Consider the following 23,784-nt stretch of genomic DNA (forward strand, 5'->3'; position numbering starts at 1 on the left):
AAAAACGCCTATACGATCTGTATAGGCGTGACTTTTCTGAATAGACAGGCTTTTGGCCTTAGGTTTGCTTTTATAAAATCTGATGAGTCTGTTTGGCGTATTTTTGTAGCAATGCGTTATTTCTGTCTTCTGGGTTAGCTGGTTGCCAAAGCCCTTGACTGATACCTCGAACAATGACGTGAATGACCGCCGCATCTATCGCAGACATCACAGCGACGTTCACTGGCTCGTTGTTCGTGTACCCCGCTTCGACTTCAAGTAAATCTTGGTAGTCAATAAAGCGAAACGCCCCTGCCGTCAGTTCATGGGAAAATATCGTCTTGCTCGTGGTGACACTAAGCAGAATCTGCCCCGTACGAACATTCACCGCACGCAAGTTGACTGTGACTTGGTCTGTTCGGTATGTCCCCGATGAGCCGATGCCAAGATAACGCGCTCCCGCGCCGCCGGTTTTAATGTTTGAGTCATAGGCGACAATACCACCCTCAATCACGACATTCGCAGAGCTCAGTGCACTCAAATCATCACCGTGGTTTTCTGCACCTGAGCCCTTATTTTGTGCCGCTCGAATGATCTTTCGCTCGGTCAACAAGTTTTGTAGCCCTTCCCGCTCAAGCGGCACAAACCATTTAGAGTCAAGCAAAGACGCAGTCAACAGCGCCGTACCACCTTGGGGGACAGCCGTCGAGAAGTTACTGTTAGGTTGAGGTTTATATTGACCGGTTTGATCACGGAAGTCGTAGACAGAGACCAAAATCTTACCTCGAGGTTCAGGTAGGTTGACCAAGTCTTGGTAAGTTGCTCCGCGTGGCATCAAAGTCGGTGCTTCGTCAGTATCAGGCATATCCATAGAAATGGCACAACCGGATAATAAGCCACAGAGTAAAGTGAGAGTAATCAGGCGCATGGGCAGTCTCCGTTCTAATTATTATCCGGGTTTAAGCCCGCAACTTTTATCTCGGTGGATTCACCGGAGATTTTATCTACAATTTGCACCGTCAATGTGCCACCGTTGTCGACAATATTGAGATAAAAGTCGTCCGTCTCTAACTGACCAGTATTCCCATTCCCTACGTCTGATAACAGTTGGCTAATCAAGCGTGATTCTAAGCTATTCGCTAGTCGATCGAGCGCCGATTCCTCTTCAAAATCTAGCCCGTTGTCTGGACCTTCATAACCATTGATCGCATTCGCCACACCAAATAAATGTGAGCTGTTGAGCGGGTTGCCACCAAAGCTAGGATTCACTGGCGTATACACCAGCTCCGTTGCGTAAAGACTGCCAGTAAAGAGGCAGGCTAACGTTACACACTGCCGAAACATCATCTTTATTTTCATCATTATTCCCTTCAGAACTCATCACGTTCGAGATCAAAAGTATCTTGATACTCACGCTGAGCTTTCCATCTCAATAAATAGTTAGTGACTGCACTAAGTGCATCTTTGGCTTTGTCCTGTGCTGTTTTTCTCCCTGGGGACAACGCCGTACGATAAATAACTTTGTCGCGATGAAGAACGCTGATAATACTGCCAGACAACGCAGTCGGGCGCTCCTTGACAACTAAGTTTTCTTGTAATGAACCATGGCGATCATTCATGTACTGAGTGAAGAAAAAATAAAAATCATCACCTAGCCGCGTCATTGTTCTATCCACGATCAGCCCTTCAACCTCAGCATAAAATTCGTTGCTTTCTATATGTTGACTGCCACTCGAATTCTTCACACCTTCTATCTCTTCTGCAAAGCCCAAGTGATTAACTAAGCAAAGAAAAAAACCAATACACATAGACGTAAAGGTGTTTATTCGATTCATTCTAATTGTCCACTTTTGCATGAGAAGTATGATCATGTTTAAAACTTATATGATCTTTAAAAAAGATAAAAGGATACTATTCAAACAATCTTGTCCATCTCAATATTGAGACTAAACCAGCCATCTATGTAGAAGACAATCGCTAGCCCTCTAACTAACAGCCCATTGGCCATCAATAAAATTCATTAAATATCAATAATTTAAATATAAAATAAACGAAATAACTAGTTATGAAACAAGTTTAATTAAACTTTAGATTGCCCATCACAAGAAACCGTCTCATTAAAAAGAAAATTGATCTGATTAATTTTCAATTTTAAGTTCATTGTATTTAGTCGTAGTGCGAGCATAATTAATCGTGAGTTATGGAGACAGCAACTCGCTGAACACCTAAATAACGGAGGTTAAGGTGCAAAATCTCAACTATATCAAGAAAGGTTTTGTCGTCTTATCTTTATTATCCATGGCTCATGCATATGGTGGTACACGACATGATTTCGACGAAATGTCGAATGTCTTCGGAGAGTTTCAAGGTTCAGACAGTTTAAATGAGCTTAACGAGTTAAACACTCCTGGTAATTATGCAGAAGTCACTCTCAATAATAGTGTTGGCTCTACAGTTATTGTTGAACAACATCGAGTTGGGATCGGTAAAAATAAGGCTAAGGTAATACAAAACAATACCAAGTCGAGTACAGTTTTTTTGTCTCAGAAAGGTTCAGATAATACCGGAATGGTTGAGCAAACTGGACGTCGTAACCTAGCTGTACTTATACAAAATGGTCAAGACCATACTGGCTATATCAAACAAGATGGGGATTTCAATCTGGCTTATCTAGAACAATGCAGCGGACAACGATGCTTATCTAGTTATGGCAGTGATATCAGCATTTCACAAGTCAATGATAACAACATTGCCGTTGTGATTGATAAAAGTAATGCCAGTTATGGAATTAATCAGGATGGAGATGACTTTATCTTCATAAAGAACTCAATGCATCGCAGTATTTACGTTGAACAATGACGCTCAACGTAAAGGATAACACTACTATAAATGGACAAAAAGGATCTATTCATGAAAAAACTAGCGATTACAATCTCAGCTATTCTCGCTTCAAGCGCAGCATACGCAGGTAACGACGCTTTGACATATTTGCAAAGTGCAAACACGGACACTATAGAAATAACTCAAAACACTTCACATTTAAATAGAAGTTTGGGTCATGATGCTGCGGTACTTATGACAGAGACGACTGAAAATACAGTAACCGTTCTTCAGCAAGGCGGAGATCTCAATAAAGCGCTTGTTGACTCTGAGAAAGCCAAGACTTCAACGTTTTCTATCACGCAAGATGGTTCAGAAAATAAAGCGTTAATCAAAACAAGAAGTCTTGTAGGAACCGGGGATACTAACACGTTCACGATTGTACAAGATGGAGATGAAAACCGTTCAAAGATTAGTATTGATCAAGGTGGTGACGTAAATACTGCCTCGGTAATGATCCAAGGTAATGGAAACAAAACAAACACCCAATTTTTAGGTAGAGATGCGGATAATAACCAGGTTTACGTAAACGTTCAAAATGGTGACGGCAACATTATTCGTAATACCGTCGACGACGGTGGTCTAAACTACGTTTCTGCTACAGTTATGAACGGCGACAAAAATGAAATTACGACTAACCAGAATGGTGATTCAAGCTTGTCGTACATTGAGGTGAACGATTCTGACTCAAATACTGTGACAACTACACAGGGTAGCGCCAATGGGGCCGCTGTTTACGTGAATTGGAATAGTAACGAAAACGAAGTCATTTTAGATCAAACCGCTGGCAATGGGGCAATCGTTTATATCGATGGACATAGCGACGAAAATATCTTTACGGTAACACAAGACACTGGAAACTTAGCGCGTATCGTTGCTGTTGGAAAGAGTGATGAAAACGTAGTTTCTATCGGTCAAAAAGAGCAAAACATTGCTGATGTTTGGCTTACCGGTAGCAGTGATGAGAATACAATTACAATCGATCAGACTTCTAAAGCCTCTTATTCAGGTGTATGGCTAGATAACTCTGATGTTAACACTATTGGTATTACTCAAAACAGTGCTGATGCTGCATTAGTAATTGGGTTTGATTCCAACTACAATACCGTAACTATCGTACAAAACTAGAAACCATGTTCCACTATGGTTTTAAAGCGATACCTCCGGGTATCGCTTTCCTATTCTCCTTCCAAACACTGGCCTTTCCCGCCCTTCACACGCTCCCTCCGTATGTGACACTTCACTGTGAGCACAATCCTACCTCTATCTATCTCACCATCACTGCTCTGCCCACAATCCCCTCTGGCAGCAGGATTAAACTGCAAGGTACAAACACGATTCAAAGCTCTTTAAACCCAGGTTCGCGCGTCACGGTTTCCCTCGATACGCTTCCCGTCACACTGTTACTGAGCGCCCCTCAAGGGGCAACGCTTCACTTGTCCTTACATCAAGACTGCACATTGTCAGAAAACCAATCACGTTAGTTTAAAAATCTCAATCTTCACTAATGCCATGAGTAAAAGACTGTCATGAGTAAAAGACGGGCACAAAAAAGCCCCTCTAAAAGAGGGGCAAAGTACCATCGCATATTATTATAGTGATATTGCCAGTAAATTCTGTTAGTTAGCCGCTAAGAATTAACCAAAGTCGCCGTTCACGTAACCTTTGGTGCGATCGTCTTTAGGGTCGCTGAAGATAACTTGTGTATCGTCATGCTCAACTAACTCACCCATTAAGAAAAACGCCGTGCGATCGGAGATGCGACGTGCTTGCTGCATGGAGTGCGTCACAATCACGATCGTGTAGTTCTTTTTCAGCTCTTCCATCAACTCTTCGATTTTGTGAGTCGCGATTGGGTCAAGCGCGGACGTCGGTTCATCCATCAAGATCACATCCGGTTCCATCGCAATCGTACGCGCGATACATAGACGCTGCTGCTGACCACCCGACAAGCCGAAAGCGTGCGATTTAAGACGATCTTTGACTTCATCCCACAGAGCTGCGCCACGCAGTGAGCGCTCTACCACTTCATCGATGTGCTTTTTATCTTTGATACCCTGAGCGCGCAAACCGTAAGCCACGTTTTCATAAATGCTCATAGGGAAAGGGTTAGGTTTTTGGAACACCATCCCAACACGAATGCGCAAATCCGCCACGTCAATGTTGCCGTAGATGTCGGTGCCGTCCATCTCAAGCGAGCCTTTGATGGTCACACCTTCAATCAAGTCATTCATGCGGTTTAGGCAACGCAACAGCGTCGATTTACCACAGCCTGAAGGCCCAATCAACGCCGTCACCTGACGGGTTGGGATCGGAAGGTTGATCGATTTAAGGGCTTGGTTCTCACCGTAAAACAGGTCTAGATTTTCAATGTTGAATTTGTTCATGGTCTTAATCTCTTAAATTTGGTCAGTCAGCGATCAGTAAGTCGCGGTATTGAAGCGGCGAGCAATCAGTTTAGTGATCATGTTGATCAATAGAACAACCACAATCAGCACTGTCGCAGTTCCATAGGCCTGATTCCACTCATCTATCGTGAAGAGCTCGGTAGTGAGCTTGTACAGGTGTACCGTCAGCGTTCTGCCTGAATCGAATAACGAATCAGGAATACGCGCGACCATACCTGCGGTGAGAAATACAGGGGCAGACTCACCAATCACACGACCAATACTTAGAATGACCGAGGTTAAGATACCTGGCATTGCGCTTGGCAAAATTAGGCGCCAGATAGTGTAAATTTTCGATGCGCCAAGGCCATATGAGCCTTCGCGGTATGTTTGTGGTACGGACATCAACGCCTCTTCCGTGGTACGGATGATCACGGGAAGAATTAAGATACTCAGCGTCAATGCACCCGACAGGATAGAGAAGCCCAGTCCCAAAATCGCCACAAAGAATGTCATACCAAACAGACCAAAGATGATCGACGGGATACCCGCCAGTGACTCAGTACAGAAACGGATCACTTTGACCAGTTTACTGCCCACTTTGGCGTATTCTGTTAGATAGATGGCGGTCATGATGCCCATTGGGGCCGCAACCGCAATTGATGCGATAACCATGTAAATGGTCGATACAATCATCGGAAAGATACCTTGCTCATCACCGGTTCGAGTGTAATCGCCAGAGATAAATTTCCAATCAACATGCTGTAGGCCATTCGAAAGAATGTACCAGATAATCCAAAATAGGAAGCCAACTGTCAGCGCAGCAGACAACCAAACAAACGCATTGAGGATCTGATCCTTACGCTCTCGAGACTGTTTTAATTTCACGCGGTCCATAATCTTCACCTATCGCTTATTTCGCTTTTTCGCGGTTTAAGTACAACAATGCACCGTTTAACATCATGATAAAGGCCAGCAGTACCACGCCCGTTGCGTAGAGAGCATTCGCATGAACACCGCTTGCGTAGGACATTTCAATCGCAATGTTAGCGGTCAGCGTACGCGCGGAATCTAAAATGCCTTGTGGCATCGCTGGTGCGTTACCCATGACCATAATGATCGCCATCGTTTCGCCTAATGCTCGACCAATACCTAAGATAACCCCAGTCATGATACCGCTTCGTGCTGCTGGAACGAGAAGCTTAAAGATGGTGTAGATTTTTGACGCCCCCAGCGCTAACGACCCTTCTTTGTAAGCACGAGGCACAGCGCGAATCGAGGTTTCAGACACGGTAATGACCGTAGGAAGGATCATCACCCCGAGTACAATGATACCGGCCAAAATGGTGTTACCCGCAGGCACATTGAAGATGTTTTGAATCAGCGGAACGATGATGACGAGGCCAAAGAAGCCGTAGACGACCGAAGGGATACCCGCTAACAGTTCAACCGCTGGTCGAATCACATCCGCTAAACGTTTAGGCGCGATTTCCGCGATAAAGATGGCTGTCAATACACCAATCGGCACACCCACAATCACTGCGCCAAAGGTGGACACAATCGAAGCGACAATCATGGTCGCCACACCATACAGTGCCGGTGGCAACCAGTCTTGGCCTAAAACAATGCCGGTAATCCCCGCTTCTTGAAAGGCAGGAATGGATTCTCTAAAAATGAAGTAAGCAATGATGGCGAGAGAAACAATGCCGATAATAGCACTGGTTAAGAATAAGCCATGGAAGATGCGCTCTTTCCAATCAACGCGCTTTTTGGCACGAAGACTTGGCTTAGATACTTGAGTCGCTTGAGTATTCATAAGCTTTTCACTACTTGTTGCGATGGTCATAAAATCTTACCGAGATAACGAGTGAAACACTCGTTTCAGAGTGAGAAAAGGCTCAGCCCAAAGGGGGCTGAGCAATTAAAATCTTACTGGCGTTACTTAACTGAGATGTAACCTTTTTGGCCAACAAGCGCTTGCGCGTCGTCAGACACCATCCAGTCTAGGAATTTCTGTGTTGCCGCAGTAGGTTGACCTTCACGGTAAAGAACTAGGAAAGGACGCGCCACTTTGTAAGAACCGCCTTTCACGTTGTCAACCGTTGCATCGACACCGTCAATCGCTAGTGCGTGAACCGACTCGTCAACGGTACCTAGAGAGATGTAACCAATCGCGTATGGGTTAGAGGCAACCATGGTTTTAAGAGCACCGTTACCGTTGGCCACTTGAGCACGCTGAGAAATCGCTGACACAGTTTTGCCCGAGATCTTCTTCTTAAGGCTCATGATGTCTTCGAACGCGCCACGTGTACCTGATGCAGTATCGCGAGTGATCGCTACGATAGGCTTGTCTGCGCCGCCTACGTCTTTCCAGTTCGTCACTTCACCCGTGTAGATAGCCGTTACTTGCTCAGCAGTTAGACCTTTAAGATCGTTCTTAGGGTTCACCACAACAGCGATACCGTCGAGTGCAACTGTTAGCTCTTTCAATGTTGGCTCTTTCTCAGACTCTTTCAGGTTACGAGAAGACATGCCAAGGTCAGCGCTGCCGTTCTTCGCCGCTTTCACGCCCGCAGAAGAACCTGGTCCTTGAACTTCGATAAACACATCAGAGTTTGACTTCATGTATGTTTCAGAGAAAACTTCCATCAGTGGAGTTACGCTGCTAGAACCTACAGCAGAGATTGTTTCTTTAGCAGAAACAGGAGTCACTGCCATGGCGCCTAGAAGTGCGATTGCACCGATTACTGTCTTTTTCATCACAATTTCCTTAAGTTGGCTTTATTGCCGTTGTGTTTCACTTGAACGCTGCTCACTTTAGGACTCAAATGTGACAGTTGTGTTTCACTTCGTTGAAGCCTATATGACACATTGGTCTTATTTCTCAACGTCAGCACATTACTGGCGCCCTTACCACTTTAGCCGCTCTCGGTGTGCCCTTCTCTTTATCATCAATCTAGTGGGCAAGAATTAACCAGCTGATATTAATGCAAATATAAGTTGCATAACGTCGGATCAAACTTATCTATGTAAGATAAATTTGATCATTGAAATAAATCAGGGACAAATTAGAATCATTCTCCTTAACTATAAAAATAATAGATCTTATTCAGTTTCGTATGTAGAGGACCACTAATGCGCCAGTTACTCAGTAACCTTTCTATCAAGGTACAAGTTGTTGTACCTGTGATATTCACTCTGATCTTGCTCATCGCAGGCATCACTTACAGCTCAAATAGCCTGACTCACGCGTTTGGCACCGTCAAAAGCTCCACTGAACATCTCGTCAATCACAAAGAAGAACTCACTGACATTATCGACAACACCTACGGTATGCGTATCAAAGCTATCTACAGCTTGTTTCGCGCAGAAGATGTTGATGGACTCGCCAGCACCTTGTTAGAAAAACAGAGCGAAAATCAACGTCTGCTGGACTCACTCAATACTGTAGAGGGCTTGCAAAAAGAAGTCTCGGCTATGAAAGAGGCCATCGAGCACTACGTTCGCTACTCCATCAATACTATGGTGCCGCTCCTCAATCAGAAACATCAACAGGCCCAATCCAGTGCGGCGTTTGACCAACGTTTTGAGCAAGCTTTGGCAGTCTACCGCCAAGCCGGGCAAGAGATGGTATCAGCCATTGACCATCTCTCCACCAAGCTCAATGAACTGGCATTGGATGACTTGCATCGCAGTGAGGCGACCCACTCTTCGGTGATGAACAACAGTATCATTGGCCTTGTCGCTGTGCTCGCCATCGCGTTGATATTAAGTTGGTTGCTGGCCGGAATCATCGTCACGCCAATTCAGCGCCTACAACAAGCCATGACACAATTGGCGCACGGCAATCTACTCGTTAGCGTGCAAGAAGAAGGCAACAATGAGATCACGGCACTCTCTAAAGACTTCAACAGTACCGTGAGCAAACTCCAGCAAACCGTCGACTCATTGGTTCGAATCAGTGTGGATGTCGCGTCCGCCTCTACGGAGTTAGCGGCCGTGATGACACAATCGAGCGTCAACTCCGACCAAGAGAAGAACGAAGTGGAGCAAGTGGCGTCGGCGATTAACCAGATGGAGGGCACGGCAACCGAAGTGACGCAAAACGCCAATCTGGCCGACTCTGCCGCGCTGAAAGCAGATAAACTGGCAAAAGAGAGTTTGGCAGTCTTTGATGAGAACACCCGTGAGAGCGAGAAAATGGCGCGTCAATTATCGGATGCTGCGCGAGTGGTTCACTCACTCAAAGATCAATCTGAGCAGATCGGCAAAGTGATTGAAGTGATTGAGAGCATTTCTGAGCAAACCAACTTGCTTGCCCTCAACGCAGCGATTGAAGCGGCGCGTGCAGGAGAAAGTGGTCGTGGTTTTGCCGTGGTCGCCGATGAAGTGCGTATGCTTGCTGCACGCACACAGGAGTCAACCAAAGAGATCCAGACCATTATCGAAGAGTTGCAAAAACAGTCGGGCAGTGCCAATGACAGCGTGAATTCAAGCCTTGGGATGATCACTCGCAGTCAAGAACAAGCAAAGTTGGTCAGTGTCTCGCTGCGTGATATTTCCACGTCGATTTCCGACCTGTCGAGCATTAACGCTCAAGTCGCTATCGCGTCTGAAGAGCAAGGGCAAGTCACCTCCGACGTCAACAACAACCTCAGCAACATCTATGAGTTAGTGAGCCAAAACGTCACTGGTATCACTCAAGCCGCCACCGCCAGCCAAGAGCTCTCGGCACTGGCTGAAAATCAAAAGCAGCAGCTTGGATTCTTTAAAGTCTAAAGCGTGAGATAGACAAAGGGACTGCCTCGGCAGTCCCTAATTATTTTGTGAGTTTTCGCTAAGATTATTCGTCGTCGCTACTCGGCGCGACTTTCTTCTTAGGAATAAACACTGAATCGCCCACCGCCACGTTTTGGTAGAAACCTTTATCACGCTTAACAGGCTTGGTTGACGCCTTTTTCTTAGTCGTGGTGGCTTTCTTGTTCGGTTTGGGTTTGTTACGAAAATCGGGCTTACGCGGCTTCAAACCTTTGAACTTGCCTTTCAAACCTTCCAGCTCAGAAAAGGCAATGTCTTGCTGCAAATAAGCTTCCACACGCTTAAAGCTGTCCCAATCTTTTGGCCCTACTAGCGAAATGGCATCACCCTTGTTACCCGCTCGACCCGTGCGGCCCACACGGTGCACATACTCTTCAGTATGCTTAGGCATATCAAAGTTGACCACGTGAGTCACGTTGGCAATATCAAGACCACGTGAAGCCACATCGGTGGTCACTAGAATCTTAAACACGGCACGTTCAAACTGACTCATAATGGTGTTGCGTTGAGTTTGATTCAGATTCCCGCTCAGCGCTACCGCTTTGAGCTTGCGCTCGTTCAACTTATCAGTCAGACGCTCAGTGTCGACACGTGTTGCAGTGAAGATGATTAGCTGCTTGTACTGCGCTTCTTCAAGAATACGATCTAAAATCGCCTCTTTATGATCGAGATGGTCACACAGGTAGAACTTCTGTGTGATGTCCTTGTGCTCTTCATTGGCCACGCCTACAGCGATACGCTTAGGCGCATTGAGCATTTCAAAAGCGATGTTGTTGACCTCTGCGTGGTCTAACGTGGCCGAGAACATCAAGGTTTGACGACGACGATGCTTGGCTGCATTGTGGATACGACGTAGCTCAGGTGCAAAGCCTAAGTCCAACATACGATCCGCTTCATCCAGTACCAAGGTTTCCAAGCCATCAAGGAACAAGGATTTGTGTTGCAAGTGGTCGGCTAAACGCCCTGGTGTCGCCACAATGAATTTAGGGTAGCGCTTAAGCGCTTTGACTTGGTCGTTAAAGTTTTCACCGCCTAAAATCAGGGTGGCGTCGTACGTTAAACCGCCCAACATAGAACGCAATTCACCGTAAACCTGCTTCGCCAATTCACGGGTCGGCGCTAGAATCAATGCGCGTGGGTCTTTGGCGGAAAACGATTTATTTTTTAGAGACTTGTGCAAAATCGGCAGAACAAACGCCAGTGTCTTTCCTGAACCAGTCTTCGAGGAGGCGAGTAAATCCTTACCAGCAATCGCCACGGGGATCGCTTGCTTTTGAATGTCAGTCGCCTTGGTAAAATTAAAATGGTTCAAGTTTTTTAATAAGCGATTATCTAAACCTAAATCTTTGAACTGCAATGTTGTCTCCAATAAATCCACATTGAACGGTAAACTGTGACGCCCGCTACATCGAGCGACGAAATCAAAACGGTACATGATACCTAGAATAGACGGTGATGGGTAGAGTATGGTCAAAATATCGATCAAACCCTCTTGACTCTCAATCGCAAGCGTACTTTCTCACTGGATGAGTTTCAGCAGCCCCACTATTGATAGATGCTCATTATTGACTTCACTTGCATTATTTACTCTCACGAATGAGACATTCGTCAACAAATTCGATAATTACCTAAATTCTTGGGTTTTTTTGACTTTTCTCTACTTTTGGAAGTTAATATTTAGCACTACACTGTGGAATGTCACTATATGATGAAGAATGTATAGGGCAATCTAAATGATACTCATATAAGCAAGGAGTTCTAATATGAACAAAATGTTGATCGCAGCTGCAGCCTCTTCTGTTCTTCTACTAGCAGGTTGTGCTTCTGGTCCAGACGAAGCAACAACAGCGAAACTGGACGAGCTAAGCAATCAAGTTAGCCAGCTAAGCCAAGACGTTTCAGCACTGCAAGCAGACGTTCGTAAGTCAGGCGACGCAGCAATGGCAGCGCAAGAAGAAGCCGCTCGTGCAAACGAACGCATCGACAACATTGCTCAGTCTTACACTAAGTAATTCAGTCAAGTTTTAAAGAAAGGGTCTGCATATGCAGACCCTTTCTCTTTTCTCATCGTTGAGCGTATCAGGACGTTGACCACCCTGCACTCGCGCTGACAATTACAGCTACTACGCTATCGTTCATTCTCGCTAAGCAAGTCATTACCTACAAATAATCTGGCGCGACGATTTCTACCGGTACACCATTTTGCGCAAGGATCGCTGCTTTCGCTTTGGAATCAGAATGCTGAAACTCATCGAGCCACCAAGTGAGCTCTTGCGGAATAGTCAGCAACGTCTTGCTGCCATCACTTCGTGTCAGGGGCTCATGCGCTTCAATAAAGACGCTTCTGTCTGGCTCCAACGCCACTTTCACTGGGTCATTGATGACTTGCACCTTAGTGCCCACATTGACTTGAGAGAAAAGCCACTCAATGTCTTTGGGCTCCATTCGAATACAGCCAGCACTAACACGTAGACCGATGCCAAAGTCTTTGTTGGTTCCGTGGATCAGATAGTCTCCGACACCATAGGCCAAGCGGAGCGCGTACTCACCAAGCGGGTTTTCAGGGCCTGCGGACACCACAGGCGGCAACTCAATCCCCTTCGCCAAATACTCTTTACGAATGGAAGCCGGCGGCGTCCAAGTTGGGTTGGCGCGCTTTTGGCTAATGCTGGTCGTCATAGTGGGAGTATCTCGGCCGATACGGCCAATCCCAACCGGGAAGATGTGCACCACGCCTTTTTCAGGTTCGAAATAGTACAACCTCAGCTCCGCGAGATTGATCACCACACCCTGTCTCTCGACATTAGGCAAAATCACTTGCGTGGGAATCGTCAACACATGGTCGGCGGCGGGCAAAAAGGGATCGACCCCTTTATTCGCGGCCATCAAGGAGAGAAAACCAACATCATAACGTTTGGCAATTTCCGCCAGTGTTTCACCTTCAACCACTTGGTGATACTGAGTACGCCCGACAAGACGACTCTCTTCACCGGGTAATTCGTAGGTCGCAGAAAACGCAAACCAGGGTGTGACTAGTGCACACAAAGACACCCATTTACGCAGCATTTAGTTTCCCTTTGCTTCTTTGTAGATCTCTAAGGTTATCGCTCTTGCGCTCTTATGATCAACTATTGGTTGAGGATATTGACGACAATTTAACCCCGGGTCAGACCAGGGTGTGTGGATGTATTTGTCTGGCACTGAACTCAACTCTGGCACCCAGCGGCGAATAAACGCACCACGAGCATCAAAGCGCTCACCTTGAGAGGTCGGGTTAAAAATACGAAAGTAAGGCTGACCATCACACCCCGTTGACGCGCACCACTGCCATCCACCATTATTTGCAGCGTAATCACCATCAATCAGTTGGCGCATAAAGTAGTGCTCGCCAATACGCCAATCGACGTGCAGATCTTTAACCAAAAAGCTCGCCACAACCATGCGCAGTCGATTGTGCATCCAGCCCGTTTCGTTCAGTTGCCTCATCGCCGCATCGACAATAGGGTAGCCTGTCTCACCGCGCTTCCAGGCCTCAATGTGTTTGGGGTTATTTTGCCACCTCAGCTCCTCTCCCCAAGCATTGAAACTCTCCCCTCTCGACAGTTTGGGTTCAAAGTGGAGCAGGTGCTGATAAAACTCTCGCCATACGAGCTCGCTTTGCCACACTTCTCGCCCACCACTGAGTGGCAGCGTTTGCTGATACATTAAACGCGCCATGCATTGACGCACCGACAGCGCTCCAATCGCCAGATACGGCGACAGCTTGCTGGTATTATCCAACGCTGGGAAATCCCGCTTATCACCATACTCATCCGCTTTGCTCTGCACAAACTCTCGCAAGGTAGCGATGATGTCTCGAGTCTTGACACTGTATCGCTCGCTCGATTCACGCGGGTAACTGAACGGACTCGCCTCATCCAACAAGGCGACATCTTGGTGTTGCAACGACCCTGCACTCGGCTGACTCTTGAAGGTCTGGATGTGGAATCCTTCACTATAGAGTTTACTTAAATAAGCGCGCTTGTAAGGGGTGAAGACTTTGAAATAGTCGCCTTGCTTGTTGCGCACTGAGCCCGGCGGAAAAATACATTTATCATCAAAGCGATGCACGTCCACAGAAGTTGAACTCAATGCCTCCTCCAGCGCTTCATCGCGGCGACGTTCATTCAGTTCATACTCGTTATTTAGATACAGACCCGTTGCTTTAGCTTGCAGTGCCAACTCAGCCACCAGCGCTGCGCTGTCTGCGAAGGTCTCGACTTGCGCGTAATAAAGCGGGATGTCGAGTTCGGCCAATTCCGTCTTTAACTCGTGCAAGCGACGGTAGATGAGATCCGCTTGCCTTGGGCTATGATCGTGGGTTTGCCAGGTACCGGGCGTTGCGATGTATAACGCCACGACCGGTTGACCTCGATTCACGGCGCTCACTAATGCGTGATTGTCTTCAACACGTAAATCACGGCGCAACCAAACAATATTCAAAACCTTCTCCTTACCAATTCGATCATTTCTGACAGCGAGACTTGCCCATGCTGCGCTTCTAACTCTTTGATCACACTAAGCTGAGATTCACTTGGCTTCGTGGCACTGTAAAACGCCAGTTGTTCAAAGCGGTGAACGGCGGTGTGCTCTAAGAGGCCCGACAGATCCTCGACGCCATCAATCATCAAGACTCGATAGCCTTGACTGACCAGACTCAGGGCCCACAGTTGGGTGTGGATATCGCGCGCCGCATCGAGATTGATTACCAAACATTTACCGCGATGGGCCACCTTGTTTTCCGCCTCAATGATCTGGTTGAGCTTGGTGACCATCAAGGTATTAAACAGACCAAGATGCAAAGATCGCAGACTTTGTTTCACTAGCGCGAGCGCGTTGAGCGTTGGCGTGATGAACTGACGCTCAACCAACTCAAGAGGATACTCTTTCAGCACACCATTAATCACACTCTCTGCACGCTTGGTGTTGAGGTTAGTCAGCGCTTCAAGCACCTCCTCTACTGCCTCTAAACTGCCGACATCTAGCGCTTCATCTGGCAAATCAGACCCGATCAGGGCTTTCACTTTACCAATCGAAATCCCTTTCGCGAGCCAGCCTTGAATCTCATTGATGAGTGCAATGTGCTCATCCGTGTAGAGTCTGTGGCCTTTTTCAGTGCGCTCCGGTTGGATCAAGTTGTATCTACGCTGCCACGCTCGCAGCGTCACAGGCTTAACTCCGGTTAAATCCGAGACCTCTCTAATCGCATACCAATTTTTTTCACAGACCATAACGCAGTCTTAACTCCTGTGGGTGTGGCTGCAGAAACTTTTGCTTCGCCAAGTATTCATCGGGATGAGTGGATAGATAATGTTTGATGAGCGTTAGCGGCGCCAACAAAGGCAGCAAACCCACACGGTATTCGTCGATCACGCGGCGCAGCTCAGACTTTTGTTCTTTGTCGAGATGACGCTTAAAGTAACCTTGGATGTGCATCAGCACGTTAGTGTTGTTTTTACGACTGGCGCGATTGGCCACCGCTTGCATCAGCGCGGTACGGTACAAGTGGTAAAACTCTTCGATGTCGTACTCTTTGATGTTCGCAACCATGCGCCCAAGCTCTTTGTACGCTTCAGGGTGATGAGCCATTAAGGTCAACTTGTAACGCGAGTGGAAAGCGATGATTTTGCCACGGGTCGGCGTCTCACCCATTGAGTCATAAAAATCACGCAGGGTATAGACGCGGGTAATGAAGTTCTCTTTCAACACAGGATCATTGAGCCGTCCATCTTCCTCAACCGGTAGCCATGGCATCTGCTCCATCAACTGCTGTGTATACAGCCCAACCCCAATATTTTCCGCACCAGCTTTACGGTACACTTTAACGCGCTCCATTCCACAGGTGGGCGATTTAGCACAAACGATGTAACCGCATAGCTCTTCATCGACTAAACTGGCAACCTTCTGTTGGGAATAGCGAATCATGGCGTCCGTGTGATCTTTGCTCGAATCTTTGGTCTCCACCAGCGCAATGCGCTCGTCGTTTGACATCAATCGAATCGTCGGCCTAGGAACCGGCATCCCCATTCCCACTTCAGGGCATATCGGCATAAATTCAAAAAACGGTGCCAACTCTTTCGTGACAAACTTGCTGATCTTATGACCCGAGTCGAAACGGACTTTTTCTCCCAGCACACAAGAACTGATACCGATCGTAATTTGCTTTTCCATGTTGAGCTCCCATCACCATCAAATGTGTACAACTTAATTTCTTGTATAACTTAATTTCTCATATAAGTAGTAGCACAGCACTTGAAACATGTACAAAAAAATTATTTGTACAATGTTACGCAAACTTAACCATTTTGGTTCACTCCCCAAGCAAACGTTTTTGCAAATCGATTGCTAAATCACTTTCAACACATTTGGTTATCAATATCTCGAAATCGTCATGGTACACCCTGTTTTGTGAGCAACCTCTCAAGGAACAATGGCTGACAAGGCTAGTATTGCCTCAACACAGAATTGAAGTTCAACATAATTGGTAATCAGCACCGCGATTACTGACCCATTTGGAGTAATGACTATGGCAACCCCACATATTAATGCTCAGCCAGGCGACTTTGCAGAAACCGTATTGATGCCAGGCGATCCGCTACGCGCAAAATACATCGCAGAGACATTCCTTGATGACGTCAAACAAGTTTGTGACGTTCGCAACATGTTTGGCTACACAGGCACCTACAAAGGCAAAAAAGTGTCGGTGATGGGTCACGGCATGGGCATCCCATCTTGCTGTATCTACGTTCATGAGTTGATTGCCGAGTTCGGAGTGAAGAACGTGATTCGTGTCGGTAGCTGTGGCGCGGTACGTGACGACGTAAAATTGATGGACGTCGTGATTGGCATGGGCGCCTCCACAGACTCAAAAGTCAACCGAATCCGTTTTAACGATCACGATTTCGCGGCCATTGCGGACTTCGGTCTTCTTGAAACCGCCGTTGCTCAAGCTCGCGCGCAAAACGTGCCAGTCAAAGTCGGTAACGTATTCTCAGCAGATCTCTTCTACACACCAGAAGCAGACATCTTCGAGAAGATGGAAAAACTCGGCATCCTTGGTGTGGACATGGAAGCTGCAGGCATCTACGGCGTTGCGGCTGACCTTGGCGCAAAAGCGCTCACCATTCTGACCGTCTCTGACCACATCATCCGTGGTGAAAAACTGAGCTCAGAAGAGCGTCAAAAATCGTTCAATGACATGATGAAAGTGGCGCTAGAAACTGCCATCAACCTGTAACGATATTGCAGCCAAGTGACCGCTTGGCTGCCCAGATAGTCCCGAGGGGGAGAGAGTGACAACTGGCAAACTGCCAAAGGAAGCAGATGGGTTACAGCTCAATTTTTGTAAAACATTGGCGTGTGACAACTTTGGATTGAGTGATGCGCATCGTTACGTTGTGCAGCACGCTAACCCTAAACGACCTGCGATGGTATGTCGGGAGTGCGGTGCTTTCCCCCCCTTACTTAACAATCAAGATGTGCTGACTGAACTGCAACGTTTACGCCAGCTGCACAGCGATGGGCTGCCCGCTTGTCGCCAGCCTGATTGCCCCAACATGGGCCTTTCGGTCCACACACATAAACACCTCTACCACGCGTTTGGCTACAGTGGTGATAGGCAACGCTATCGTTGCAAAGCGTGCCAATCGACCTTTGTCGATAAGTGGTCAGGGGCGAACAAAAAACGTCAATTTCAAGAAAACCTGCTTGGGTTGCTGTTTACGGGTTATTCCGTGCGTGAAATCTGCCGCAAGCTTTCCATCAACCCCAAAACCTTTTATGACCATGTTGACCATATCGCCAGCCGCTGCCGACGCAAGCTTGCCATGATTGACGCTCGTTGGGTCAACCACGCCAAACACTACGAACTCGCATCTCACTACGTCACCCTGCAACCGAAAAGCAATAACGGCGTATTGTGGTTTGCCACGGGTGAAGCCCACAGCGGCTACATTTTGTGCCAACACGTCAACTACTCGGCCAATGAAGAACCCGTTGGTGGTATCGATCATGATCCGTACCAAACGCCTGCGCGTTTTGTCTCACGCGATCACTGCTCTGAGGCCAACCTGCCCGTGCCAACGCCACCGAGCGATCTTCGCGAGCGCATCGACCAGCAGTACCAAACCATTTTGGCGCGAGGCAATGTGGAAGACCCCATGGGCAACCTCACCGTCTTCCATTACCCCTCTAAAGGGGCATTAATCAGAGCACCGTACACCTCGTACGCCCATTTCTTACATGTGCTAGATTTGTGTCAGGGCGACCGCCAAGTTTCCATCTATCTACCGCAAGACCCAGTGCTTCGATCTGCAGCACTTAGCATATGCCTACCTAGAATTCAGCGTCAAAATATCGACCTTATGTATGTGGAAGAAGATCCACAGTGGTCTCTGAACCACAGTTTGGACAAAATCGACATCGTGCACATGGGTTGGTGGCGCGATCGCTGGGCGATTACTTCCGATGGTCGATACGCCAAGGGCATTTGCTATCTCGCAGGACAAGATAATCGACCTAACTACTGGCTGCGCAGGGCTTCCATTCGTCAAACGGCGTTTTTCCAGTCTCGCTTTCAAACGCTCTTTAGCGGTTTTATCAATGAGCCGCGTCGCAAACTCAGACCGGGTGGCCTACTGCCTATGTTGGATATTTTTAGAGCGTGGCATAATTTGTGCTACCAAGACAAACAAGGCATGACCGCAGCGCAACGGCTTGAATTGACTCAATCCCCTTTGACACTGCGTGAGCTGCTTTCATAATAAATAGAAGTGTGACGCATCCCTGTAAAAGGTGGAATGTTTGATGCTTTTGATAGTCGTAAACCCGTCAATGTTCATATTATACTGGGGTTTAGTACTAAAGTTTGATAGGTTTACTTAGCGGTAAGGGATTGACTCATTGGAAAAAAGCCAACGCCTACTCGACACTGAGCTTGAACAGCTAAAAAGTAAGATTGAATCCGATCCGGACAAAGTCTTCGCTTCCGCTGAGCAGTGCTTAGCGCGCGCCGCCCAAATCCTCTACCCACCCGCCGAGGTGAAAAGCCTCATCGTAATGGCGCGATGCGCGTGGGCATCGATGGACTACCGTAAAGGACTTCGCTACATCAAAGAGGCGCACACTAAACACAACGCCCTCGATACCGATGACCTGCTTCCTGAAATTCTGCACGTCTATGCGCTCCAATATTGGGGCCAAGCCAAATACTACTCCGCTCAACAATACTGGATTAACTGCCTTGAGCAGTCCGCACTGGTGGATGAAATTGAGTACCAAATCGAATCTTTGATTGGGTTGGGCAACATTTGGCGCATTACCCAAGAGTACGGCCTTGCCCAAAGTACTCACGAATTAGCGGTCATGGTGGCCAACCATAATCGCATCGCTTGGCTTGAGGGCAAATCGCGTATTTTGCTCGCTTGGGATCTCTACCTACTCAACAACTACGTCGAAATGCTCTCTGTTTTGGATGGCGCCTCAGACTTACTCTATGATCACGAAGACAAAACCTGGCTGGCAGAAATTTGGGATTTCCGCGGCTTAGCGCTACTTGGGCTTGAGCGTATTGAAGACGCAGAAGAAGCCACGCGAAAAGCGCACGATCTTGCGGTGAAACACGATTTGGTGTGGATGAAGTCTCACTCCTACATCAGCCGAGCGAGACTCGAACTACTACGAAAAAATCCACAAAAAGCGACCGAGTTACTGATTCAAGCTGAGCAGTCCGCCAAGTCGTTTGATAATGGCGAGCTGTTATCACAAATCTGTTTCCAGCAGTCGCGCGTCGCAGAAGAGAGCGGTCAATATCAAGCGGCACTCGCATCATTCAAAAAATACCGTGACCACTCCATTAACATGCTGCGCGAGCAAACGGCACGCGTATCAAACGATAAAGCACGCGCATCAAAGCGTCAGCTAGAGCAACGAGCGCGCAAACTGATCAACCGCATCAGACGTCAACACGAGTACGACCCAGAAAAACACCTCACACAAATGGTGTCTGAGACGTTTTGGTGGGAACAATTGGTGCTGTTTAAGACAGAGTTAAAGCACGCCAATCACGCGGTGATTATGATCCAGCACGACGATCCGCTCTATTTGGATGTGTGCGCCGAAATCGCCCATTCACTGTGTAATAACCGCGATTTGTTGTCTCGCTTGAGCAGTCAACGCCTTGGCTTATTGATTGCCGAAAAAGGCAGTGACGCCATCAGCGTTTTTCAGGTTCTCACCAAAATGATAGAAATGTACCCTTGGCATCGACGCGGATTGAGCCAATCGCTGCCAAAAGTTGTGTTCAGCGACATTCTCTCCTTCCCGTTCACACTAGAACAACTCGAAGAAAACGTGTAGGAGGAAAACAGCATGGAAAGACTCCTCAATAAAATTTCAGATTCTGGCCTTGATCCCTCCTCCGTTTCTGGCGAAGAAGCGCTGATTTTTTGGGACCACGTTCGCCGACATATCGCTACCACACCCCAAGAAAAAGCCCAGGCCTTATTCATTAGCGCCGAATACCGCAGCGAGCTCAAGCAATTGCAGGCGAGTATTGATGAGCTGCAAACCTCGCTGAAGTTTCTCGCTCTGCCCAAAGACGCCGAAATGGTGCTCGAAGTGCGCAATAATTTGGCCGAGCGTTTGGTGGAGAACGGCGATTACTACGGCGCGTTAAGCCAGTACGCCAGTGCCACAACGATCGCTGTAGAAAGCAGTAACATTGATGCGTACGTACTCGCGGTATTGGGGATGGGCAATTTGTGTGATGCCTATGGCGATCACAATCGCGCGCTGCGCTACTACCAAAAAATCGACAGTATTGACCATGCGATCCAAAGTCGCTCGCTGCGATTGCGCTATAAGCTCTATATGCTGGCTTGCTATATCGAGCTTAACCGTCTCACCGCTGCCACCGATTTGATCAAAGAGTGTGAAGAGCTCAGTATCTTGGTCAGCGACAAAGTGTTGGCGGGGCAGATTTTGCTCTATCAAGCTAAGCTGTATAGACAAAGCGACGAAGCAGAATTGGCGCTTAAATCACTGGGCAGCGTGCAATACTCAGCAGGCAACATTCACTCCGCCTGGCTCTCTACCATGATCAAAATCGAGCTTGCTTGTTGCCTCAATGACTTTGGCAAAGGCCACTTGGCCAGTTGGGTACTGCACCAAGCGCATCGCCGTATCGAGCGTCAACCCTCACCGTTATTAAACCTTAAGCTATCCAACTCGATGGCTCATGTTTCCGAGCAGCAAGGCGACTTTAAACGCGCCCTCGAATTTCAAAAACGCGCGTATCGCATCGAAAGCGATTTGATGAAAAAAATCCCTATCGGTGAGTTGGGCGCGAGTCAGCTGCGCAAATTGTCACGCTTTGAATTGCAGCTCAAACTGATCCTCTCTGAGCTTGAGAATCGAGAGCTCAAAGAGACCACTGAGAGCCAAAAACACACTGTGGCTCAGCTTCAGCAAGACGTGTTTACCGATCCGCTCACCTCCTTGCATAACCGTCGCTGGCTCGACGTTAAGCTGAAAGATCTGCTATTACACGAAACGCCGTTTGCCCTGCTAGTCGTCGATATCGATCACTTTAAGTCGATCAATGATGAGCTCAGTCACCTAGTTGGCGACAAAGCGATCGTTAATGTGTCTCACGAACTGGCGGCCTACTTTAAGTTTCGTGGCGCCTCCTGCGTGCGATTTGGTGGCGAGGAGTTTTTGGTGATTCTGGAAAACGCCTCCCTTGAACAAGCTGCCTTGCATGCCGAAAATTACCGCGAAAAAATCTACCAGTTTGGCTGGCATGAAATTCTCGGAGAGCGTGGCCTCACCGTCAGTATCGGCATTACTCTGCACCGCGAAGGGGAAAACACTCAGCGCACCTTCTACCGAGCAGATAAAGCGCTCTACCGCGCTAAAGCCAACGGCCGAAACCAAGTCTGCACCGAATAACTCTCTTCAGCGCGAATAGCGGTACTACCACGGCCTTGTTCGCGCAGTCCAGTCCATCCTCTTGCTCTGCTCTTTTTGTCTGAATATTCTGATGTTAATAATCGTGAGTGAGTTTGCATCTAATTTGTTGTTTTTATTTCTATACTTTGTAGATAACTGACAGTACCCTGTATGGATTGTTTTCATTAATAAAGAGATAAGGACGTTGCCATGTTTTTAGACTACTTCGCACTTGGTCTACTCGTCTTTGTTGCCTTAGTGATTTTCTACGGCATCATCGTCATTCATGACATTCCCTACGAAATCGCCAAAGAGCGCGAACATCCCCATCAAGATGCGATTCACTACGCGGGTTGGGTGAGCCTATTCACACTCCATGCGTTGTGGCCATTTCTATGGATTTGGGCCACGCTGTGGCGCAAAGAGCGTGGTTGGGGTTTTCAGAAATTGGAAGCCGAACAGCATGATATGCACCACCGCGTCGATGCGCTGATCGACCAAGTCAGTCAACTGCAAAAAGAAGTGGCTGAGCTGAAAAAACAACAATCTGACCCAGTCGCATCAACGGATGAGGAGCGTAGCTAATGGATCTCTTACTGATATTAACCTACGCGGCCATTTGTATTACCATCTTCAAAGTCTTCAAAATTCCGTTGAACAAGTGGACCGTACCGACAGCGGTATTAGGCGGCGTGGTACTGATTGGCACCTTGATCTTGTTGATGAACTACAACCACCCGTTTACCCAAATTGGTAACCAAGTTTTCTCTAGCACGCCGATTGTTTCCGGTGTCCGCGGTCGAGTCATTGACGTTCCAGTAGAGCCAAACGAGCCATTGAAACAAGGGGATGTCCTGTTCCGCATTGATCCCATCCCTTACCAAGCGGAAGTCGACAAGATAAAAGCGCAGATCAAAGAAGCGAGCCAAGACGCATTGGGTCTTGAATCCAATCTTCAAGAAGCCGTGGCAGACAGAGAACGAGCCATTGCTGATCGAGATAAAGCGGAGCGCGAGTTTAGCCGTTATCAACGTGGGTTTGACAGAGGCGCGTTCACCGAGCAACAACTCGATACCCGTCGCCAAGCGTTTAAAGCCGCACAAGCTGCTGTCGCTGCCGCCGAAGCAAACGTTCAGCAAGCTCAAATCTCGCTCGATTCAGAGATCGGTGGTGAGAACACCACAGTTGCGCGCTTGTTAGCCGAACTTCGCCAAGCCGAATTTAACTTAGAGCAAACGGTCGTGCGTGCGCCAACTGATGGTTTTGCCACTCAATTGGCTCTGCGCCCTGGGGTCATGGCTGTGCCGCTTCCGCTGGCGCCCGTGATGACGTTTGTCCATACCGAAGAGATCATCTACACCGCGGCATTTCGCCAGAACTCGTTGCAACGTTTAGAGCCTGGATACGAAGCCGAGTTTCTCTTCCGCGCCTTACCGGGCAAAGTGTTTAAAGGGGAAGTGGTGGATGTGCTACCAGCGATTGGTGAAAGCCAGTTCCAAGCGCGTGGCGCCCTACTAGGGACAGATGCACTGCGCACCAGCGGCCGTGTGTTTGTCACCCTGCGTATTACCGATGATTTATCGGATTACCATCTGCCACTGGGTACCGCTGTCGAAGTTGCGGTCTACTCGGATCGATTTGAGCACGTGTCTATTATGCGGAAGGTTTTGATTCGCATGAAGAGTTGGCAAAACTACCTCTATCTCGATCACTAACCGTCAATAACGATTCA

General features: G+C 47.6%; 22 protein-coding genes. 10 read left to right on the forward strand and 12 right to left on the reverse strand.

Annotation, left to right across the window (positions count from 1 at the left end):
• Window positions 1-70: 70 nt before the first annotated feature.
• The 3 genes from AC6R0R_RS07140 to AC6R0R_RS07150 are packed head-to-tail and all read right to left on the reverse strand — an operon-like array spanning window position 71 to window position 1,814.
• The gene (locus AC6R0R_RS07140) at window positions 71-907 is read right to left on the reverse strand and encodes a CsgG/HfaB family protein (protein ID WP_334552853.1); all 837 of its coding nucleotides are present in this window, start codon (window positions 905-907) and stop codon (window positions 71-73) included.
• 14 nt (window positions 908-921) lie between these two features.
• Window positions 922-1,326, reverse strand: a complete 405-nt coding sequence (locus tag AC6R0R_RS07145) for a curli assembly protein CsgF (RefSeq protein WP_500626204.1) — start codon at window positions 1,324-1,326, stop codon at window positions 922-924.
• Between the two features lie 23 nt (window positions 1,327-1,349).
• Window positions 1,350-1,814, reverse strand: coding sequence for a curli production assembly/transport protein CsgE (locus tag AC6R0R_RS07150; protein WP_500626205.1), 465 nt, complete (start codon window positions 1,812-1,814; stop codon window positions 1,350-1,352).
• 409 nt (window positions 1,815-2,223) lie between these two features.
• Here AC6R0R_RS07150 and AC6R0R_RS07155 point away from each other — a divergent pair, with 409 nt between their 5' ends.
• Together AC6R0R_RS07155 and AC6R0R_RS07160 are read left to right on the forward strand one after the other, a co-directional pair.
• Window positions 2,224-2,838, forward strand: coding sequence for a curlin subunit CsgB (locus AC6R0R_RS07155; protein ID WP_500626206.1), 615 nt, complete (start codon window positions 2,224-2,226; stop codon window positions 2,836-2,838).
• 51 nt (window positions 2,839-2,889) lie between these two features.
• On the forward strand, window positions 2,890-3,987 hold the full coding sequence (locus AC6R0R_RS07160; RefSeq protein WP_500626207.1) for a curlin: 1,098 nt from the start codon (window positions 2,890-2,892) through the stop codon (window positions 3,985-3,987).
• A 509-nt stretch (window positions 3,988-4,496) separates the two neighbouring features.
• On the opposite strand, the gene pstB is transcribed toward AC6R0R_RS07160, so the two are convergent.
• The 4 genes from pstB to AC6R0R_RS07180 all read right to left on the reverse strand — a co-directional run bounded on the left by pstB (window position 4,497) and on the right by AC6R0R_RS07180 (window position 8,006).
• On the reverse strand, window positions 4,497-5,246 hold the full coding sequence (gene pstB, locus AC6R0R_RS07165; protein ID WP_334552864.1) for a phosphate ABC transporter ATP-binding protein PstB: 750 nt from the start codon (window positions 5,244-5,246) through the stop codon (window positions 4,497-4,499).
• A gap of 33 nt (window positions 5,247-5,279) precedes the next feature.
• On the reverse strand, window positions 5,280-6,143 hold the full coding sequence (gene pstA / locus AC6R0R_RS07170; protein ID WP_487902911.1) for a phosphate ABC transporter permease PstA: 864 nt from the start codon (window positions 6,141-6,143) through the stop codon (window positions 5,280-5,282).
• Window positions 6,144-6,159: 16 nt separating this feature from the next.
• On the reverse strand, window positions 6,160-7,092 hold the full coding sequence (gene pstC / locus AC6R0R_RS07175) for a phosphate ABC transporter permease subunit PstC (RefSeq protein ID WP_500626208.1): 933 nt from the start codon (window positions 7,090-7,092) through the stop codon (window positions 6,160-6,162).
• A gap of 92 nt (window positions 7,093-7,184) precedes the next feature.
• Complete coding sequence (locus tag AC6R0R_RS07180) at window positions 7,185-8,006, reverse strand: phosphate ABC transporter substrate-binding protein (RefSeq protein ID WP_500626209.1); 822 nt, start codon at window positions 8,004-8,006, stop codon at window positions 7,185-7,187.
• Window positions 8,007-8,381: 375 nt separating this feature from the next.
• On the opposite strand from AC6R0R_RS07180, the gene AC6R0R_RS07185 reads away from it, so the two are divergent.
• Window positions 8,382-10,025 carry a methyl-accepting chemotaxis protein gene (locus AC6R0R_RS07185; RefSeq protein ID WP_500626210.1) on the forward strand — a complete coding sequence of 548 codons (1,644 nt, stop codon included), beginning with the start codon at window positions 8,382-8,384 and terminating at the stop codon, window positions 10,023-10,025.
• A 64-nt stretch (window positions 10,026-10,089) separates the two neighbouring features.
• On the opposite strand, the gene AC6R0R_RS07190 is transcribed toward AC6R0R_RS07185, so the two are convergent.
• Complete coding sequence (locus AC6R0R_RS07190; protein WP_500626249.1) at window positions 10,090-11,433, reverse strand: DEAD/DEAH box helicase; 1,344 nt, start codon at window positions 11,431-11,433, stop codon at window positions 10,090-10,092.
• Between the two features lie 394 nt (window positions 11,434-11,827).
• On the opposite strand from AC6R0R_RS07190, the gene AC6R0R_RS07195 reads away from it, so the two are divergent.
• Window positions 11,828-12,076, forward strand: a complete 249-nt coding sequence (locus tag AC6R0R_RS07195; RefSeq protein ID WP_334552872.1) for an Lpp/OprI family alanine-zipper lipoprotein — start codon at window positions 11,828-11,830, stop codon at window positions 12,074-12,076.
• A gap of 148 nt (window positions 12,077-12,224) precedes the next feature.
• On the opposite strand, the gene AC6R0R_RS07200 is transcribed toward AC6R0R_RS07195, so the two are convergent.
• From AC6R0R_RS07200 to AC6R0R_RS07215, 4 genes are read right to left on the reverse strand one after another with little or no spacing between them, the layout of a single operon-like run.
• Window positions 12,225-13,130 (reverse strand): L,D-transpeptidase family protein, encoded by a 906-nt coding sequence (locus AC6R0R_RS07200; protein WP_334552874.1) that lies wholly within the window; start codon window positions 13,128-13,130, stop codon window positions 12,225-12,227.
• The gene (phrB, locus tag AC6R0R_RS07205; RefSeq protein WP_500626211.1) at window positions 13,131-14,546 is read right to left on the reverse strand and encodes a deoxyribodipyrimidine photo-lyase; all 1,416 of its coding nucleotides are present in this window, start codon (window positions 14,544-14,546) and stop codon (window positions 13,131-13,133) included. It abuts the gene before it with no gap.
• Complete coding sequence (locus AC6R0R_RS07210; RefSeq protein WP_500626212.1) at window positions 14,543-15,334, reverse strand: MerR family transcriptional regulator; 792 nt, start codon at window positions 15,332-15,334, stop codon at window positions 14,543-14,545. Before AC6R0R_RS07210 ends, phrB begins: the two co-directional genes overlap by 4 nt.
• On the reverse strand, window positions 15,324-16,274 hold the full coding sequence (locus AC6R0R_RS07215) for a YbgA family protein (protein ID WP_500626213.1): 951 nt from the start codon (window positions 16,272-16,274) through the stop codon (window positions 15,324-15,326). Before AC6R0R_RS07215 ends, AC6R0R_RS07210 begins: the two co-directional genes overlap by 11 nt.
• 355 nt (window positions 16,275-16,629) lie before the next feature.
• Here AC6R0R_RS07215 and deoD point away from each other — a divergent pair, with 355 nt between their 5' ends.
• The 6 genes from deoD to AC6R0R_RS07245 all read left to right on the forward strand — a co-directional run bounded on the left by deoD (window position 16,630) and on the right by AC6R0R_RS07245 (window position 23,767).
• Entirely contained in the window at window positions 16,630-17,340 is a 711-nt protein-coding gene (gene deoD / locus AC6R0R_RS07220) for a purine-nucleoside phosphorylase (protein ID WP_334552881.1), read from the forward strand.
• A gap of 55 nt (window positions 17,341-17,395) precedes the next feature.
• Window positions 17,396-18,865 (forward strand): transposase, encoded by a 1,470-nt coding sequence (locus AC6R0R_RS07225; protein ID WP_500626214.1) that lies wholly within the window; start codon window positions 17,396-17,398, stop codon window positions 18,863-18,865.
• A 139-nt stretch (window positions 18,866-19,004) separates the two neighbouring features.
• Window positions 19,005-20,459, forward strand: a complete 1,455-nt coding sequence (locus AC6R0R_RS07230; protein WP_500626215.1) for a hypothetical protein — start codon at window positions 19,005-19,007, stop codon at window positions 20,457-20,459.
• Window positions 20,460-20,471: 12 nt separating this feature from the next.
• Window positions 20,472-22,052, forward strand: a complete 1,581-nt coding sequence (locus AC6R0R_RS07235; protein ID WP_500626216.1) for a diguanylate cyclase — start codon at window positions 20,472-20,474, stop codon at window positions 22,050-22,052.
• Window positions 22,053-22,262: 210 nt separating this feature from the next.
• Window positions 22,263-22,637 (forward strand): DUF3302 domain-containing protein, encoded by a 375-nt coding sequence (locus AC6R0R_RS07240; RefSeq protein ID WP_334552889.1) that lies wholly within the window; start codon window positions 22,263-22,265, stop codon window positions 22,635-22,637.
• Window positions 22,637-23,767: an HlyD family secretion protein gene (locus AC6R0R_RS07245; protein WP_334552891.1), complete on the forward strand. Its 1,131-nt coding sequence runs from the start codon at window positions 22,637-22,639 to the stop codon at window positions 23,765-23,767. Before AC6R0R_RS07240 ends, AC6R0R_RS07245 begins: the two co-directional genes overlap by 1 nt.
• Window positions 23,768-23,784 lie beyond the last annotated feature (17 nt).

Source organism: Vibrio sp. R12-SW3-ISO1, assembly GCF_059834005.1.

Coding starts and splice junctions, on each gene's coding strand:
- AC6R0R_RS07140 (WP_334552853.1), bottom strand. CDS start 907: ATGCGCCTGATTACTCTCACTTTACTCTGTGGCTTATTATCCGGTTGT.
- AC6R0R_RS07145 (WP_500626204.1), bottom strand. CDS start 1,326: ATGATGTTTCGGCAGTGTGTAACGTTAGCCTGCCTCTTTACTGGCAGT.
- AC6R0R_RS07150 (WP_500626205.1), bottom strand. CDS start 1,814: ATGAATCGAATAAACACCTTTACGTCTATGTGTATTGGTTTTTTTCTT.
- AC6R0R_RS07160 (WP_500626207.1), top strand. CDS start 2,890: ATGAAAAAACTAGCGATTACAATCTCAGCTATTCTCGCTTCAAGCGCA.
- pstB (WP_334552864.1), bottom strand. CDS start 5,246: ATGAACAAATTCAACATTGAAAATCTAGACCTGTTTTACGGTGAGAAC.
- pstA (WP_487902911.1), bottom strand. CDS start 6,143: ATGGACCGCGTGAAATTAAAACAGTCTCGAGAGCGTAAGGATCAGATC.
- pstC (WP_500626208.1), bottom strand. CDS start 7,092: ATGACCATCGCAACAAGTAGTGAAAAGCTTATGAATACTCAAGCGACT.
- AC6R0R_RS07180 (WP_500626209.1), bottom strand. CDS start 8,006: ATGAAAAAGACAGTAATCGGTGCAATCGCACTTCTAGGCGCCATGGCA.
- AC6R0R_RS07185 (WP_500626210.1), top strand. CDS start 8,382: ATGCGCCAGTTACTCAGTAACCTTTCTATCAAGGTACAAGTTGTTGTA.
- AC6R0R_RS07195 (WP_334552872.1), top strand. CDS start 11,828: ATGAACAAAATGTTGATCGCAGCTGCAGCCTCTTCTGTTCTTCTACTA.
- AC6R0R_RS07200 (WP_334552874.1), bottom strand. CDS start 13,130: ATGCTGCGTAAATGGGTGTCTTTGTGTGCACTAGTCACACCCTGGTTT.
- AC6R0R_RS07210 (WP_500626212.1), bottom strand. CDS start 15,334: ATGGTCTGTGAAAAAAATTGGTATGCGATTAGAGAGGTCTCGGATTTA.
- AC6R0R_RS07215 (WP_500626213.1), bottom strand. CDS start 16,274: ATGGAAAAGCAAATTACGATCGGTATCAGTTCTTGTGTGCTGGGAGAA.
- deoD (WP_334552881.1), top strand. CDS start 16,630: ATGGCAACCCCACATATTAATGCTCAGCCAGGCGACTTTGCAGAAACC.
- AC6R0R_RS07235 (WP_500626216.1), top strand. CDS start 20,472: ATGGAAAGACTCCTCAATAAAATTTCAGATTCTGGCCTTGATCCCTCC.
- AC6R0R_RS07240 (WP_334552889.1), top strand. CDS start 22,263: ATGTTTTTAGACTACTTCGCACTTGGTCTACTCGTCTTTGTTGCCTTA.
- AC6R0R_RS07245 (WP_334552891.1), top strand. CDS start 22,637: ATGGATCTCTTACTGATATTAACCTACGCGGCCATTTGTATTACCATC.